14 protein-coding genes are annotated in these 16,975 nt (G+C 33.4%); all 14 read right to left on the bottom strand.

The window, feature by feature from the left end; translation table 11 throughout:
• Positions 1-9 precede the first annotated feature (9 nt).
• The 14 genes from ACSVH7_RS12960 to ACSVH7_RS12895 all read right to left on the bottom strand — a co-directional run bounded on the left by ACSVH7_RS12960 (position 10) and on the right by ACSVH7_RS12895 (position 16,970).
• Entirely contained in the window at positions 10-1,665 is a 1,656-nt protein-coding gene (locus tag ACSVH7_RS12960; protein WP_438067122.1) for a phosphoethanolamine transferase, read from the bottom strand.
• A 30-nt stretch (positions 1,666-1,695) separates the two neighbouring features.
• Entirely contained in the window at positions 1,696-2,574 is an 879-nt protein-coding gene (locus tag ACSVH7_RS12955) for a hypothetical protein (RefSeq protein ID WP_438067121.1), read from the bottom strand.
• 1,035 nt (positions 2,575-3,609) lie between these two features.
• Entirely contained in the window at positions 3,610-5,043 is a 1,434-nt protein-coding gene (locus ACSVH7_RS12950) for an MBOAT family O-acyltransferase (RefSeq protein ID WP_438067120.1), read from the bottom strand.
• A gap of 545 nt (positions 5,044-5,588) precedes the next feature.
• Positions 5,589-6,989, bottom strand: coding sequence for a UDP-glycosyltransferase (locus tag ACSVH7_RS12945; RefSeq protein ID WP_438067119.1), 1,401 nt, complete (start codon positions 6,987-6,989; stop codon positions 5,589-5,591).
• Between the two features lie 85 nt (positions 6,990-7,074).
• A complete protein-coding gene (locus ACSVH7_RS12940) occupies positions 7,075-8,013 on the bottom strand; it encodes a 2-hydroxyacid dehydrogenase (RefSeq protein WP_438067118.1) in 939 nt (312 codons plus the stop codon).
• The gene (locus ACSVH7_RS12935; RefSeq protein ID WP_438067117.1) at positions 7,994-8,695 is read right to left on the bottom strand and encodes a cytidylyltransferase domain-containing protein; all 702 of its coding nucleotides are present in this window, start codon (positions 8,693-8,695) and stop codon (positions 7,994-7,996) included. The genes ACSVH7_RS12940 and ACSVH7_RS12935 overlap by 20 nt, the downstream gene beginning before the upstream one ends.
• 1 nt (position 8,696) lies before the next feature.
• Positions 8,697-9,857: a UDP-N-acetylglucosamine 2-epimerase gene (neuC, locus tag ACSVH7_RS12930; protein ID WP_438067116.1), complete on the bottom strand. Its 1,161-nt coding sequence runs from the start codon at positions 9,855-9,857 to the stop codon at positions 8,697-8,699.
• Positions 9,854-10,864, bottom strand: coding sequence for an N-acetylneuraminate synthase family protein (locus tag ACSVH7_RS12925; protein WP_438067115.1), 1,011 nt, complete (start codon positions 10,862-10,864; stop codon positions 9,854-9,856). Before ACSVH7_RS12925 ends, neuC begins: the two co-directional genes overlap by 4 nt.
• Before the next feature lie 289 nt (positions 10,865-11,153).
• Entirely contained in the window at positions 11,154-12,308 is a 1,155-nt protein-coding gene (locus ACSVH7_RS12920; protein WP_438067114.1) for an ATP-binding protein, read from the bottom strand.
• A 327-nt stretch (positions 12,309-12,635) separates the two neighbouring features.
• Entirely contained in the window at positions 12,636-13,295 is a 660-nt protein-coding gene (locus ACSVH7_RS12915; RefSeq protein WP_438067113.1) for a hypothetical protein, read from the bottom strand.
• 67 nt (positions 13,296-13,362) lie between these two features.
• A complete protein-coding gene (locus ACSVH7_RS12910) occupies positions 13,363-13,956 on the bottom strand; it encodes a hypothetical protein (protein ID WP_438067112.1) in 594 nt (197 codons plus the stop codon).
• A gap of 7 nt (positions 13,957-13,963) precedes the next feature.
• On the bottom strand, positions 13,964-15,058 hold the full coding sequence (locus ACSVH7_RS12905; protein WP_438067111.1) for a glycosyltransferase family 4 protein: 1,095 nt from the start codon (positions 15,056-15,058) through the stop codon (positions 13,964-13,966).
• 1 nt (position 15,059) lies between these two features.
• Positions 15,060-15,890, bottom strand: coding sequence for a polysaccharide pyruvyl transferase family protein (locus tag ACSVH7_RS12900; protein WP_438067110.1), 831 nt, complete (start codon positions 15,888-15,890; stop codon positions 15,060-15,062).
• Positions 15,891-15,896: 6 nt separating this feature from the next.
• A complete protein-coding gene (locus ACSVH7_RS12895; RefSeq protein WP_438067109.1) occupies positions 15,897-16,970 on the bottom strand; it encodes a glycosyltransferase family 2 protein in 1,074 nt (357 codons plus the stop codon).
• Positions 16,971-16,975: the final 5 nt, after the last annotated feature.

Below are 16,975 nucleotides of genomic sequence, written 5' to 3'. Positions count from 1 at the left end.
ATATTTATATTACTGTTTTTTATTATCATAATTAATTACATTTCCATTGGCATAAACAGATCTTAGCTTTGGCTCCATAAATAATGAATTAACTATACTAAATTCTTTTTTAAAACCCTCATAATCTATATTTGACATCTCTGCTAAAGTGTAAAAAACATTTGTATTAACTGTTAAACTCTTTTTGTTATTTTTTAAATTATTAATTTTTAACAAATTATCTTTTAAATATTTTTCAGATGTCCAAACAAAAAAAGGAATATGAGTCTCCTTTTCTGTTGGGTTTGATGATCCATATCCAAATAGATTAGTATTTTCATCAAATAGATTACACCCATGGTCGGCTGTAAACATCAAAAATGACGATGAAATGTTTTTTTCTAGTCCACCTATTAACTGACTAAGCACGTAGTCCTGAAGTCTAATCATATTATCATAATCATTAATCAGAGCAGTGGCATTTTCAGCTTTAACAATGTAGTTTTTTAATAAACTATTTGGTTTGAAAAAATTAAAGTCATTGGATAAATTTCCATGCCCTCCTAACATATTTATCACTATAAATTGTTTTTTAAAACTTCTTTCATGAATCTTTTTCAAAAAAACAGGAATTATATCCATATCATCTTGTCCCTTTTTATATAGCTCATAAACTCTATCTACTTCACTTTTATTTTCAATATAATCAAAAACATTTTGATTTGAAATCCAAGTTGTTTCATAACCAGCTTCCTTAAATAGAGAGACAATGGTTTTTTGAGAATATGCTAACTCTGGATTTTGAGGAGTAGCTTGAGTAATAATTAAGGGAATAGAATTTGAAGTAGAATTTGCATTTGAAAAATGATTCTCAAAAGAAATCAAATTTTGGGCTTTAACTAAATTTGGACTTGTCTCTCTTTTATAACCATTTATCGACCAATTACTATAACGCATTCTTTCACCAATAACAAAAACGACAATATCAGGCATCAAATTAGAATTTCTATTTTTTACTCCAAAATTAAACGATTCCTTAACTTTTTTATATTTATTAAATCTGTATTTAATCAGAGAAAATTCGTATGATCGGTAAAAAACATTAAATGGATGCTGTTTCAAATAATATTGTCTAAAAATATATTTTGGCAAATTTTTACCTGAATAAAAAATTGGCGAATTATAAACTAAAACTGTTGGAACTATGATAGATGTCATTAATAATGACATCAACAATAAAAAAAAATAATACCTACTTAGTTCTTTATATTGAAAATTTTTAAACTTTTTAAGACAAAAAACATATGAAATAAAAATCAATATTGACAAAATCAAATAAACATAAAAGCCTCTTGAAAATTCTAACATTTCAGGAAACGAAGTATAAAACAATGCTTTGATATTGTCAAGTGTAATATAATTTCCCAAAATATTAACAACAATAATCTCTATGCAAGACGATAATAAATACAGAATGCCAATTACTAAATAAGTTAAATAAAAGGATTTTAAGATTCTTACAATGAGAAAAAATAAAAAAAGGTATAATGTAATTTTTGAAATCAAAGTAACCAAAAGCAATATAGCTCCTGATCTATTATTCATTACAAAATCAGGTAATATCAAAATTATCATAGAAATGATAAATAATAAAATATTTTTGAAAACCGTTTTTTTAAACTTCATTTTTAAATAGAATTAAGTTACACCTTATATTTAATTAAAAAAATCCTTCAATATTCTCGCCGTAAACAATCTAGCCCCAGCATCGTTCATATGCCCACAAGAAGAAAAATACTGATCCTCTTGCACCACATTTTCGTAGTTATGAATTTCTGGATATAACTTTTTTACCTTATCAAAATAATCCAATCCTTTGGTGTTCTCGCACATGGGAGTCATGACCGCAATAAAGCGAATATTATTTTCTTTACAAAGGCGCTTAATTTCTTCATAGTAGCGGTTCTTTTGCAAAGGATTTAAGTTCGTAATATCGTTTTTCATATTAGCATTCGGTTTTTTTCCTAAAGGATAATACCCTTTAGTAGCTAATAAACTTGTAGGTTTATTTCTAGCAGTATCCCAAACCTCTCGCACCCCAATTTTGGAATCATATTTTACATACCGATAAAAAGGAAGGCAATACAATTCCATAAAATCGGCTTCCTTTTCAAAATGGGTTTTGATGGTTTCAGATTCGTGCATAAACGGCAAAAATTTTGCTGAAATCCCCTCCGCTTGATGCTCGTTGGACAAATTCAAGTCGGCTTCTAAAATCACGTTTTTAATTTGATAGTTGCGTTCAATCATCAATTTCAGCAACAACGAAGCCTCAAACAAATGCCCCCCACTCATCCCGTAATTAAACGTTTTTAGTCCTTTGTCCTCAAACATTGGCGCCACAAAATGATTGTTCGCTCTGGATGATCCTAAAACAACCACATCATACTTTTCGTCTTTCGAATTGAAGACTTTTTCTATTTTTCCTCGATCCGAAGACTGTAAAAAAACTTGGGTATACCCAAAATCCAATACCACAGCGATAAACATTGTAAGTAATCCTATTTTTAAGGTATATAGTAAAAATTGTTTCATTGATGATGCTATCTTATTCCTATGTTATTTTATCCTCTTTGTCAGGTCGAGCGCAGTCGAGACCCTTTTTAAACAACTAATTTTCTTTATAAACTATAATCGCGAATGCGCTCAATTTGAAAACCAAACCTCATGACTCACTCTGTCAGGTCGAGCGCAGTCGAGACCATAATTTTTATTTGTTAGATATATAATTTTAATGTTCATGACCCACACTGTCAGGTCGAGCGCAGTCGAGACCCTTTTACAACCACAAATTCTCTTGACAACCAAACAATCTCGACTGCGCTCGATTTGACATACTCAACTTGTCAATTTCAAAACTAAATGTAATCACTTACACTGTCAGGTCGAGCGCAGTCGAGACCCTTTTTATAATCAAACAATCTCGACTGCGCTCGATTTGACATACCCAACTTGTCAATTTCAAAACTAAATGTAATCACTTACACTGTCAGGTCGAGCGCAGTCGAGACCCTCTTCATAAACAACAATCGCGAATGCACCCGATTTGACAACCAAACCTCATGACCCACATTGTCAGGTCGAGCGCAGTCGAGACCCTCTTTATAAACAACAATCTCGACTGTGCTCGATTTGACAACAAAACCTCTCAACTCAAACTGTCAGGTCGAGCGCAGTCGAGACCCTCTTAATAAACGACAATCGCGAATGCGCTCAATTTAACAACCAAACATCAATACTTACAATGTCAGGTCGAGCGCAGTCGAGACCCTTTGACAACCACAAATTCTCTTGACAACCAAACAATCGCGACTGCGCTCGATTTGACATACCCAACTTGTCAATTTCAAAACTAAATGTAATTACTCACTCTGTCAGGTCGAGCGCAGTCGAGACCCTCTTTATAAAAAACAATCGCGAATGCACTCAATTTAACAACCAAACATCAATACTTACACTGTCAGGTCGAGCGCAGTCGAGACCCTCTTTATAAACAACAATCGCGAATGCGCTCAATTTAACAACCAAACATCAATACTTATACTGTCAGGTCGAGCGCAGTCGAGACCCTTAAAATTGAAAATAAATAAACTCCTTATAATCCGAAAAAGTCCCCAAAGCCATAATGGCCGCAATCGCCAATCCCATTTTCAGCAAACTAAAGCGGCCTGATAAGGGTTCCACTCGGTTTCTGTTGTTCCATTCTACCAATACAAAAGCACCGATTAAAAGGAGTATTTCGTAGTTATAGCGCTCATTCGACAAATATTGTGAGCCAAAATCGCCATTGATAACGATTTGTTTCAAATACAAAACTGCATCCGTAATCGTCTTGGCCCTAAAGAACACCCAAGCAATGCTGCTTAATCCAAACGTCAGAAGAATGTTGCCTATCATTTGTATCCCCTTCCAATCGTAGCTCAATACTAAAGGGCCGGTATTATTCCTGTTTTTATTCAAAAGTAATAAAGGCAAGAAATAGGCGGCATTCAGCAATCCCCAAACGACATACGTCCAATTAGCACCATGCCAAAAACCACTCACCAAGAAAATAATAAAAGTATTGCGCACTTTACCCCACATGCCGCCTTGGCTTCCCCCTAGCGGAATGTACAAATAATCCCTGAACCAAGAGGATAAGGAAATGTGCCAACGTCTCCAGAATTCCGCAATATCCCTCGAAAAATAGGGATAATTGAAGTTTTTCAATAAATCAATGCCGAACAATTTCGACATCCCTAGAGCCATATCCGAATACCCTGAAAAATCACCATAAATCTGGAACGCAAAATAAACGGCCCCCAAAAGCAAAGATAAAGAATTCATGGAAGGATAGTGATCAAAAACTGCATTCGCATACGTCGCGCAGGTATCAGCAATGACGACTTTTTTGACCAAGCCCCAAACAAATTGCGCTAGGCCTTCTTTGGCTTTCTCCAAATCGAAAGTGCGCTTTACTTTCACTTGTGGCAATAAATGGGTGGCGCGTTCGATAGGCCCTGCTACCAACAAGGGAAAATAACTCACAAACAACGAATAATCCACAAAATTATATTCGGCCTTGATGCGTTGATAATAAATATCAATAACATAGGATACCCCATGAAAGGTATAAAAGGAGATGCCTACGGGAAGGATGACATCCAACAAAATAGGACTCACTTTAAAACCAATTGAAGTAAACAATTGGGCAAACGAATCGGCAAAGAAATTGTAATATTTAAACAATCCTAAAAACCCTAAATTGACGCTAATACTGAGCCAAAACCAGAATTTTCGTCCGCTCTCTTTTTGACTTTTTTCAATTCGGATACCCGTATAATAATCCAAAAAAGTAGAGAATACCAACAAAAATAAAAACCGCCAATCCCAGCAGGAATAAAAATAATAACTGGCGATAATGAGTAGGGCATTTTGAGTGCTTTTGGTTTTATTACAAACAAACCAATACAAGAAAAACACTAAAGGCAAAAAAAGCGCAAAGGCCAAGGAGTTGAAAAACATACTTTAAAGTAAAAAAACGAACACGAATTACACTACTTTCCACTAATTTATTAGGTATAGTGTAGCTAATGTAGTACTGCTGATTGGATTTGATTATTGCTTTGCAAAGAAAAGCATTATTATTTAGGAGTCAAAACACTACTGGGTTTAGTGTGGAAAATAAAATAGTTTAACGAATAAGCACTTTCTTTTTGAAAGGGCATAAAATACAACTTACCTTTATGGGACCATTAAGAGTACAAGGTGTAGTAAACTTATTAAATCTTAATTTTCTTAATGTTCTTAATGGTTTATTTTCTTGCTGTTGGTTGGTGAAAGCTGGATTAATTTTATCTATTATGACTATCCGCGAATAGTACCATTTTGGAGAAGGAATTAATTATGGAATGTTTTTCATTGCCCTTTATTCTCTCTATTCTTTGCGTCTCTGCGACTTTGCGTGAAATTTGGCTCGCAAAGGGTATTTTCAATATTTAATCTCTTGGTATGAATTACGGATAGTCTTATTATCTATTTTAGTTTTTTACATAAAATCCAGTAGCACTTTATTTAGAAATAATAGCGTTTATAGCTTGCCAAATGCGTTTTGAAGCCTCTTGAGGGGGGTGCTGGTTAATGACTTCAAACCATTTTTGAGCATTTCCTACTACCTTCGACGGATTCGAGAGCCCTTTTGCAATAATGGCCCCTATTTCGGCTGGACTATTAATCCACAAAACAGCTTCTTTATTAGGCATGGAACGAAAGTGAACGTAGTCGTATATCTTTTTTACCGACCAATTGGTAATTCTTTTTTGGCCAACATCATAATTAACAAAAGCGCAAGGCTTGTGATGGGCTACATAATCAAAAACCATAGAGGAACCTAAATTGACCACTAATTCAGTATGCGCTATGACATTCATTTGCAAATCAATATCCTTTGGAGTGGGCAAAATGGTATTCCAACCTTCTCCAATCCTTTCCCATAATGGAACAATTGGTGTAATTACATCTTTATACTTTTCCAAGACTTGATCATAACGAGTGGAGAAATCAACAGGACAGCGTCTGAAAATAATACCCAATGAATGTCCTTTTTTATTCAATTCGCGAACGGCTAAGGCCACCTCTTCTAAATACTTGGGATCATCTGGACAAGTAGTCACATCATCACCCGAGTAACAGATGTATCTTTTATCTAGATCTAAGTGATGCTGTTTAAAAAAATTTGCTCTAGATAGTATTTTGGTCTTATCAAAATGAGACTCAAACTGTGGAGTGCCCGTTACAAAAACCTGTTCTTTTTTAATATAAGGATAATAGAACAGTAATTCTTTTTGCATCAAATCACTCCAAACAAAATAATAATCCGTTTCAACAACCATAGTCGCTTTAGGCAAATTATCCCATGAAAAAATAAACGTAGCCGTCGGTATTCCCAATTCTTGAGCTGCCAATAAAGGAGCAATAGCCGTCATCGGACGTTGATTGGTGCAAAACACTAGGGCTGGTTGTTCCTTTTGTAAGGTCTCCAGACACTGATGATAATACAAGGTTTTGCGTTCTTCTTGTCTGATTTTTTTTCGAATACGAGCCAATCCAAATGGAGAAGAATGCGTAAAAGTCATTAATTGAGTGACGCTGCTCTTAATCGCCTTTTTTACAGTATTGTACGAAAAAGGGAAGCGATAGGTGTCATAAACGCGGTCTTTAATCCTTCGAATATTCAGGTTTAACTCTATTTGTTTGCGAGCATTCTTATATGTCTCGGTTAGAGGATGGGATTTAGAATTTCCAATTTTAATTTCGGTAAAACCAAGTGTCTTTAAATCAAATGGGGTGTTGTTCCAAAACACGAGATCGAAATTTTCTTTTTCGCCTATGGTATGAAATTCCGAATAGGCAAAGTTTCGTAACCCTATACCATCGGGTAGTAAAATGAATATTTTTGGTTTTGATTTCAAGTAATTTCTGTTTTATATATATGATTCATCTCGTAATTTAAATGCTAACAATTATCATTTTATTTCTCATTGATAATAAAAGAAACTATTTTATTTTGCAATTAATAAACTTATTCACAATAAATTCTTCCGTCATTTCCATAGATTCAATAGTAGCACCAGCAATATGAGGCGTAATAATTACTGGAAATCCTTTTTGAGATAAAGAAACTAATCCATTTTTATCAATCTTATTATCCAATTCATTTCTTAAAACATCTGTAGCAACACCTTTTATTTCTTTATTCCATATCATTTCACAGAGGGTATCCTCATCCCAAATTCCCCCTCTTGATGTATTGATTAATACTGAAGTTTTATTAATATGTGACAACAACTTTTTATCTATGTAATTTTCATTAGATTTATTCTGCGGTATATGAACACTAATAATATCCGCCCATTCAAACAAAGTTATTGGAGAATCAAATTTAAGATAAGGCACATCAACTTCTTTAATATCATAAAATCCAACTTCCATATCAAAACAATTGGCAATTTTAGCTACTTGTTTACCAACTCTTCCCATTCCAAGAATGGCAATTTTCTTATTTTTAAGATTATTTCCTTTAAAAGAATCCCTATTCCAATTGCCTTTCTTAACTTCATCAAATGAAAATGGGATTTTTTTTACTAATGATAAAAGTAAGCCCCAAGTGTGTTCTGCTGTTGATGGTATTTGCTCTAAAAATTCAGTCTCCCCTTTTAGGCAAATTATTTTACCTCCTCGTTTCACAAAAAAGTCTTCATCTATATGATCAGTTCCTGTAGTTGCGGAAAGAATAAACTTCACATTAGGCAATTGTATCAAGACCTCTTTGGTGAATTTAAAGCGCAAACGTACAAAAAGCACGTCAACATTTTTACACCGTTGAATTAACTCTTTAATTGTTTTAAAATCATATTGTTGAACATCAGCTATAGTCTTCAGTTTTTCAAGACCTGTTTTACTGAAATTTTGTGATTCAGTTATGGCTATTTTCATTTTCCCATTCTTCATATATTAAACTGGCAAGCATAAAATCTCTTGGATTATCAATATTCACATGATACTTAGAATCCATGATATACCCTTTTTTTTGAGAAGGCATCACTGTATTTTGAGCTAAAAATGACTCAGTTTTTACTACATAGAAACAACCATTTCTTAAATAAACAGGATTCAAATCTTGCCTTCTAACCGTCTCTTCTTTTGAAGACAAGAAAGGCTTCATTCCAAAATCAGAATTCAAACTATACATTCTAGCAGGATGATTATCTTCAACTGGAACCACACTTATAACACCTTCTAAATTGATATCCTTTTTAAAAAAAGTAATGATTTGATCTAATTGCTCACTCTTTCTAAAAGGAGAAGTAGGCTGTAATAAAACAATTAAATCATAATTACTATTCATTTTTTCTAAAACATGATGAATAACAGGAATCACAGAGCTATCATCTTTAGCAAATTCGGAAGGTCTATCCACATATTTTATATTGTTATCAATACAACATTTTTTAATTTCCTCACTATCTGTAGAAACTACGATATCCATTTCATATTTTGATTGTTTTGCACAATCGCTCGCATGAACTATAAGTGGTTTCCCTCCTAACAATTTAGTGTTTTTCCCAGGAACACCTTTGGAGCCTCCTCGAGCGGGGATGATGGCTAAAATTCGCATCTTAATACATTATCGTTTTATGAAACTGCAACGGCAATTCAGCCAATAATTGGGCTATTTGAACTCCTGCTTTTCCATTACCATAAATGGAAGAAGATTTGACTTTGCCTTTTTGGATTGCGGTTGCAATTGCTATTTCAATTGGGGCTTGTGCATAATCCACATCCATCACATTCGCGCCCCTATCTCTTCTATTTTGACGGGAACCAATATTAATTACTGGTACTCCCAAATAGGCACATTCTCTGATACCAACACTCGAGTTCCCTATCAAACAATCGCTATGCTGTAACAATTGCAAAAAATCTTTGCCTTCCATATTCTTGAAAAAATGGACATTAGGCAAGTCGTGTTGCTCTCGAAAGGCTCGAATACCCGTTGAAGTCCCATCGGCACCCGCATCTACATTGGGCCAAAACCATAAAGTGGGTAGATTTACTTTGTAAATGGCTTCCAAGGTTGCTTCTATATGTTTACGCGAATTTTGGTATTCATTGGTTACGGGATGTTGCATGACCACCAAATAACCCTTCGACAAATCGGGTTTGGCACCTACTCCACCATATTTTTCATAAGGATTAAAGGGTAAAGTAGCACTATTTTCCTTCACCTCTTTGGCCAAATCAATAGAAGGACAACCTGTATTAAAAACGAAATTCGGATTTTCACCCAATTTCACCACTCGTTCTTTGGCTCCTTCTGAAGCTACAAAATGGTAGTCCGCCAATTTGGTAATAGCATGGCGTACTTTTTCGTCAATATTTCCTGTAACCTCGCCACCCTGAATGTGGGCTAGTGGAATGTTCATATATGAAGCCGCTATAGCCGTGGCCATGGTTTCAAAACGATCAGCCACTGTTACGACAATATCCGGTTTTAAATTATCAAAAACCGTTGATAATTCTAAAATCCCAATTCCTGTAGTCTTAGCTGCAGCTGTTAAATTCTCTCCTTCCAAAACATTAAACACCTTGGCTGCAATAGCAAAACCATCTTTCTCAATATAATTTACTGCCGAACCATAGCGGTCCAACAAAGCCGAAGCAGCGACAACCAACTGCAATTCTAAATCTGCATGCTTTTGAATGGCAGACAAAACCGTTTTTACACGGCTATAGGACGGCCTAGCTGTAATAACTACAGCAATTTTTCTTCTACTCATTGTATATCATATTCATTTAAAAAATCCCATTTGTTTTTATCGAAAATAAGAGTTTTACCAACAACTTCTTTAAATTTTGCTGCGTTAATACCATATCCTTTTGGTTTTTTTGCCTCTAAATCTTCAATCGTTATTTTATGACCTTTGGGCAATTTTTTATTTAAAGCCAATGATTTTTCAAAGATTTGTTTTAAGTCTGTAAAATTTTCATTAGAATTTTTATCTACCGGACAATCTAGCGCTCGTTTAATGTTCCGAACAGCTAATACCAACTCTTTGGTTTCTGATATCGTTAAGGATGATTTGGAATCTGGTCCAAACATTTGCCGGTCAAAAACTACATGGAATTCCAAAATTTCTGCCCCAAGAGCCGTTGCAGCAATGCACGTTTCAAGTCTTGCCGAATGGTCTGAAAAACCAATAGGTACCTTATAACGGTTTTTTAATTCCTGAATTACATTCAATCCGTATTGTTCTGGATGTGTAGGATAAGCAGTGGTACATTGCAAAATGGAGAAGACCACATTTCTTTCTCTCAAAAAAGCCACAGTTTGATCTAATTCTTCAAAAGAACTCATGCCGGAAGATAGTATTACAGGTTTCCCAGTTTGAGCTATTTTTTCTAAAATCAAAAAATTATTTACTTCTCCGGAACCAATCTTATATTTTTCGATACCAATTTCTTCCAACCATTCTACTGCCAAATTACTAAAGGGCGAACATATAAAATCTAAGCCAACTGTATCACAATATTTTTTAATCCCCTTCCATTGTTCGATAGTAAACCCCATACGTTTCCAATAATCAAATCGTGTCGTATCCTCAAATGAAAATTGAACTCTAAAAGGTTCTTCTAAACTACTTTCTGCTTCGGCAATGTGCAATTGAAATTTCACAGCATTTACTCCTGTTTCAACTAAAGCATCAATATAAGAATACAATATACCCAAACTACCCTCATGAGCTTGACCTACCTCTGCAATAATATAGGTTTTACCTTCTTTCATTTTTTTATTTTTTTATTATACCCATCAGTTTTACATCTTAATAAAACTAGAACAAACACCCTTTCTTGTAAAATAATGAATCGTAAAAATTATCACAAACCAGACATATACTTATTGTTTTTAAGCAACAATAACAAATCCCTAAATAGAAATTTTCTCATATTTGAAATACTCTTAGAGCCGCCACGAGCGGGTATAATAGCAATGGTTTTCAAATGCAATATTTTTGGCGGTCAAAGATAAGAAAAGCAAACTTTAACTTTGTCAAAGTTCAAAACTTTGACAAAGTTTAGCGTTTCAAAAACTCCGATAATCCACATACCGTAATATTGGGAGCTATTTCATAAGAAACCGGTGCTGGGATAATGACAAACGTTTGTTGGGGTTGCACCACTGCTAGCGCACGATAAAATCCTTTGGTTAACTTAGGTGCCGTCGAGGCCTTACATTCAATAGCGATGCGTTGCGTTCCTTTTTCTAAGACTAAATCCAATTCATCTCCCGTTGCGGTACGATAAAAATAACAATCCCAATCCGGATAATTCACAACTACATTTTCGATCACTACTCCTTCCCAAGAAGCGCCAAAAACGGGATGACCCAGCAGTGCATTAAAATCCGAAATGGCAAGTAATTGATGTAACAACCCTGAATCACGAACAAAAACCTTTGGGGCTTTCACCAAGCGTTTTTTTACATTTACTTCATACGGAGACAAGGTTTTCAAAATAAAGGTCTGTTCCAACAAATCGACATACCGACGAATGGTAGGATGCGTCAATCCTAAGGATTCCCCTAACTTGGAATAATTCATCAATTGTCCTTGCTGATGCGCGCACATCATCAAAAAACGCCTTAACTGCAAGGCGGGAATTTGAAAACCCAACTGCGGAATATCGCGCTCTACAAACGTTTTAATAAAATTATCGCGCCAAATCCCACTAAAATCATCGCTATCCGCTAAATAACTATCTGGAAAACCACCACGCAACCAAAACTTTTTGAGGTCAAAATATTGCAAATCATCCAATTCATTGAGGGTAAAAGGCGATAAATATACCATTCCAATTCTACCTGCTAAACTCTCTGAAGTATGTTGAATCAAATCCCGAGAAGCCGAACCTAACAACACAAACTTGCCATTTTGACGATTTTGATCTACCACGCTTCGCAAGACCGAAAACAATTGTGGAACCAACTGAATTTCATCCAAACAGATAATTTTATCGGCATTGGATTCAAAGAAAAAGGTAGGCTGATCGAGTTTCCCCAAATCAGCATCATATTGCAAATCCAAAAACAACGAAGCCCCCCAATGCTGAGACAAGTTTTTGACCAAGGTAGATTTTCCACATTGTCTAGGCCCTAAAACCGCAACAACCGGAAATATCTTAAGATACTGTTGAATAGTAGCTTCTATCTTTCTTTGGATAAAATCACGCATATTGTAAATCACATTTTCAATTTGCACAAATTTAATCAAAAAAACTATCTAAAAAACAAGAATAACAGTCAAAAAAGACAAGTTTAAAGAATAAAACAACTTTTTATCGAAACAAAAACAATGTCTAATCATTTAATTACCAATACATTAATCATTAAAAAACAAAAAATCATGCAAATTGAAAATAACACTTTCAATTTGCATGATTTTGAATATTAAATTATTTCTTTATCATATTCAATGATGATATTCATAAACTAATTCCACCTTTTATAAGAATAAATCATAAGCAATTATAGATTTGAGAAGCTGATTATTATAGAAATTCTAAAACACTTTCCCAGTTATTTTCCTGATTTTTATTTTAACAAAGGTTGACACCTTTTCTTTCAACCAAAATATTTTCATTTTAAATGTTGGGGTAATGAATATCAATTGACCTCCACCAATATAACTTTTAACACTTCTATCTTCGTGCGCATAGGACGGATTCTTTTTCAATGTAATAACATTAACATGGACGGAATTAGGAAACATCCCTAAGATTTTGGTAGTTTGCTCATGTCTACCCCCTTCAATATAAATCATTGCATGAGCATTGCAAAATGCTCTCAATTTTGACAAACTATCATCTGAACCATCAATTATAATTAAATCATATTTTTTCTTAGGCAAACAGTCTATGTTTGAAAAAATTAAAATTTCATCAAAAAAATCAACATTTTGAGGTAGCATTTTCAAACAAAAGTCATTATTCTCAGTTCCACAATATGTCAGACTAATTTTTTCATTATGAACAAATTTCAGAACTGTATCAGATACAGAACCAATTCCCATCCCAATCTCAAGAATGCTATTAATTTTAAAATTTCTAATTATTGTTAGTAATGTTTCTAGAGCAAACTCACTTGCAATAAAATCACTGCCTTCTAATTCGCAAAATTTTTTATAGTTATTTATTGCAAGCGTTTTAATGTTAGCTTTCATTTTTTATTAAGTATAATGAATGTTTCTGTTAATGAATTTTAAAACAAATTCATGAAATCCCTAAAACTCATTCTTTTTTTAAATTGTAAATCGTTTGCCCTCTCCATTGTGTTTCATCACAAATTTTATAATTGTATTTTTCAAAAATTTTTTCCAGTTCATTTTTGGAATAATCACTTAACCAACCGTTTTTAATTCTTGAAACATTTAGAATATCCGAACAACAATATGACAGCACAATTTGATCAATGTTATTTGAAATTTGACAAAACACTGCGTCTATATTATAAACATACTCTAAAACACCACTAAAAACTGCTGCAGTATATTCTGATAATTCAATAGTGATTGGTTCGTTTAAATTACAAACTAGCATTTTTGGATTCCGTTTTACAATATCAGTTGGGGTATATTTTTTAAAGTGTAAGGTTTCCAAAATCATATTACCGGCTCCAAACTCAATCACTTTACTATCTATTTGAATAAATGAACCTAACAGCAAGGTCCTTTCATTCCAGTCGTTGAATAATTGATCGTTTTCTTTCCAACGTTTAACATCTGACTCTTTTTTTGATCTCAAATTGTAAATTCGAAACGCTTTAATTTTATCTTTTACTAGATTAATTCTTGAAAGAATAAAAGTTTTAATTATTTTTATCATGTCTATTTTATGAATTCAATGTAATTTTAGCATTGGTAATAATCTCATTCATGCCAATATTCCAACTTTTAGAGGAATACAGATCTGAATCAATTCTAATATCCTCTCTCCGATTTTCTATAAAATCTAAAATAGCCTTTTCCCATGCTGTTACAAAATGAGGATTTTCAATCAATCTACCCAATTTACCATACTGCATTACTTCAGGAACACCTCCAATAGCAGAAGCTATACAGTAATTCCCACAATGCAAGGCTTCAATTAAGCTCAACCCAAATCCTTCGTGCCAAAGCGTTGGAAACAAATAACAATCTGAGGTTTGCAAATACCCAGGCAATTCTTGATTCGGTATACGCCCCCAATATACTACCCCGTCTTGAGACGCTTTGATCTCACAACCTATCACCCACAACACAATATCTCGGCGGTTTTTATAAATTCTCTTCCAAGCATCTAAAATAAGATGGAGCCCTTTTTTAGGGCGATTTTGTGAACACCAAACAAAAACCGTTTTATCAGCTACTTGTTTTTTTATTTTTAACTTTAATTTTTCTGTAGCTGAAACTGGAAAAAATCGTGTCGTATCTATTCCGTTATACAACACCGAAAAACGAGTGGGTAAAACGGTGTAATAGCTCTTATGTGCTTTATAAGAATCGTTAGTCAACACCACCATCTCATCAATGGTATCGAAAAAAAATCGGTATCTAAGATCTCCATAAAAAGGAGAAAAACCATGATAAAAAAATTGCAAATACACCTGTTGTCGCATTCCTGTTTGATTTAAAAAATTGGTCAATGGTGCTACTATGCCATAATTATCTACGATTTGAATAATATATTTTTCTCCTTTTTTAAAAATCTTTCGCAATGCCTTAAAATACCCTAAATAAATATTCTTCGAAGCTTTTACTTGTACCCTAGTTATTAAATCATTAACCACACAGCTATAGCCAACGTTATCCCATTTTACTTTTGGTTCGGGACAAACAATGAAATCTATCAAATGTTCTTCTCTTATATAATTTTTATACAAAGTGGTCCAACTTCCAATATTGGAAAATGGCAAAGAAACTTGTGAAATAAGGATAACTTTAGTCATTTTAAGGTTCTATAAATGGACAACATGCCATTAACTGTGATTGTATAGCTTCTATTTTTTCCTTTTTAGGCAAAGTAAACTCTTTGTAAAAATTAACTAAGATTTCATCTAAAGCAAAAAATGTTGTTAAATTTAATGGTTTAGGCGTAACCAAGTTAACAGATTCAAAATAATCCTGGTATTTAACACCATCCCCATAAATTTTATTTGAAAACTCAGCCCAAATAGCAGGTACTCTGTAAGCATGTGCAACAATTAAACCATGAAGAGAAGATGAAATTACATAATTACAAGATGCAATTAATTTTGTAACTTGTTCTACATCATTTGTCATTAAGTCGATTACAACAACATTTTCTATATCTCGATAACGTAATAATACTACTTCATAATCAACATAGTGTGGAATAATTCCTAATTCAAATTTATTAATTACTACGGGCTTAAAAAAAACTGGCATCAATAATGCAGGATCTCCATAAATTTCAGGAACATTGTGCCCTTGTTGTATCAATACTTTTCTAGTTTGAGGTCCTCTAACAGCCAAAAAAGTAGCGTTATTAATTTTATGTTCTCTAGAAATTATTCCGCTGCCCCAAACTATACAATTACCCTCAACTTGACTTAAAATACTACCAACTGTAAAATAAATTTTCGTAAAAGTATTTTTTAGTTTTCTTTTACCAGGATGCACCCAAACTACATTTCTATTGGAAATTTTTTCAACAATGTATTTCCCAATAAGATCACCATAATTCTCTTTAGCCTTTTGTGTTAAATGAATTTCACTCCACCAAAACAACGAAACTTTTTCCTCTGAAAATATCCACATTTACATTTATGTTTTAATCTTAAAAACCAAGGTTTTCAAATCACTACCAACTTGATAACTATAAGGTTGAGCATGATAAAAAGAAACTACATGCTGTAAAATCATATCATTTATAGTTTTTAAATCATAAAATCTATTTGTCTTTTTCCTCATTAATTGTTTTATATTGTGTTTTAATGAATTAACCTCTTGATTTTCCTTGATCTCGATGGCAAGAATTTCATTTTTAGACTTTGGCAATTGATGAAACAAAAAATAATCAATTTTAGTTTTATTATTATCCATCTTCATAACTGCTACTTTATTTAAGTTGTCAAAATCTTCTAAAGAAATACAATTACCCCAATCACAATGGTTTACTTTAGTCACTCTTTTATCTAAATTATTAACCAAATGCAAATGATTATGTTCAACAATACCGGAAAGTTGCAATTCTAAATTTAGTCTTTTTGTTTCTCTCTTTCTATAATTAGGATGCCATTGATGAAGCATCATAATCGCAGTGTCAAAATATGCAATAGTACACCCTAAACTACGCAATCTATTATGCAAATCTGTATCTTCGGCTCCCCAAAAATGAAAAAACTCATCATATCCTTGAACCTCTTTAAGCTTTTTAACAGGCAAAAGAGATATCCCGGTGGCCTCATGATTAGTGTAGAATTTTATCTGATATTTGTTAAACGCTAATGACTTAGAGCTTTCTAACTTTGACAAAAATCCTACTTTAAAATAAGTAATCGTCGTTTCCTCACATTTGGAAATTAGTAAGGAAACCAACTCAGGGTGAAAAATCATATCCACATCTGCCACAAAACAGTAATCCGTGTCACACTTTTTAATAGCAAAGTTTAGAGCCTTACTCTTATTCCAAGGTTGAAATCTTGTATACAAATAAAAATAATTCACAAAAGAATACGATTGTAAAAGACATTCCACATCATTGGCCATTTCTTGCTTAGACCCATAATCCACAAATAGCACTTTAAAACACTGATCCGTTTGCAGTGCCAATGAATCTAAAGATCGTTTAATACGTTCTACTTCTCGGTTGCGATATGGGTATAGAATGGTAATCAATATAA

Source organism: Flavobacterium sp. TSSA_36, assembly GCF_051547165.1.
Lineage (GTDB): Bacteria > Bacteroidota > Bacteroidia > Flavobacteriales > Flavobacteriaceae > Flavobacterium.
The sequence above is the reverse complement of the archived record's forward strand: the minus strand, read 5'-3'. Positions and strand labels throughout refer to the sequence as shown.

Excerpts from the sequence above, each read along its gene's own strand:
- ACSVH7_RS12960 (WP_438067122.1), bottom strand. The coding sequence starts at position 1,665 with ATGAAGTTTAAAAAAACGGTTTTCAAAAATATTTTATTATTTATCATT.
- ACSVH7_RS12955 (WP_438067121.1), bottom strand. The coding sequence starts at position 2,574 with ATGAAACAATTTTTACTATATACCTTAAAAATAGGATTACTTACAATG.
- ACSVH7_RS12950 (WP_438067120.1), bottom strand. The coding sequence starts at position 5,043 with ATGTTTTTCAACTCCTTGGCCTTTGCGCTTTTTTTGCCTTTAGTGTTT.
- ACSVH7_RS12940 (WP_438067118.1), bottom strand. The coding sequence starts at position 8,013 with ATGAAAATAGCCATAACTGAATCACAAAATTTCAGTAAAACAGGTCTT.
- ACSVH7_RS12935 (WP_438067117.1), bottom strand. The coding sequence starts at position 8,695 with ATGCGAATTTTAGCCATCATCCCCGCTCGAGGAGGCTCCAAAGGTGTT.
- neuC (WP_438067116.1), bottom strand. The coding sequence starts at position 9,857 with ATGAGTAGAAGAAAAATTGCTGTAGTTATTACAGCTAGGCCGTCCTAT.
- ACSVH7_RS12925 (WP_438067115.1), bottom strand. The coding sequence starts at position 10,864 with ATGAAAGAAGGTAAAACCTATATTATTGCAGAGGTAGGTCAAGCTCAT.
- ACSVH7_RS12920 (WP_438067114.1), bottom strand. The coding sequence starts at position 12,308 with ATGCGTGATTTTATCCAAAGAAAGATAGAAGCTACTATTCAACAGTAT.
- ACSVH7_RS12915 (WP_438067113.1), bottom strand. The coding sequence starts at position 13,295 with ATGAAAGCTAACATTAAAACGCTTGCAATAAATAACTATAAAAAATTT.
- ACSVH7_RS12910 (WP_438067112.1), bottom strand. The coding sequence starts at position 13,956 with ATGATAAAAATAATTAAAACTTTTATTCTTTCAAGAATTAATCTAGTA.
- ACSVH7_RS12905 (WP_438067111.1), bottom strand. The coding sequence starts at position 15,058 with ATGACTAAAGTTATCCTTATTTCACAAGTTTCTTTGCCATTTTCCAAT.
- ACSVH7_RS12900 (WP_438067110.1), bottom strand. The coding sequence starts at position 15,890 with ATGTGGATATTTTCAGAGGAAAAAGTTTCGTTGTTTTGGTGGAGTGAA.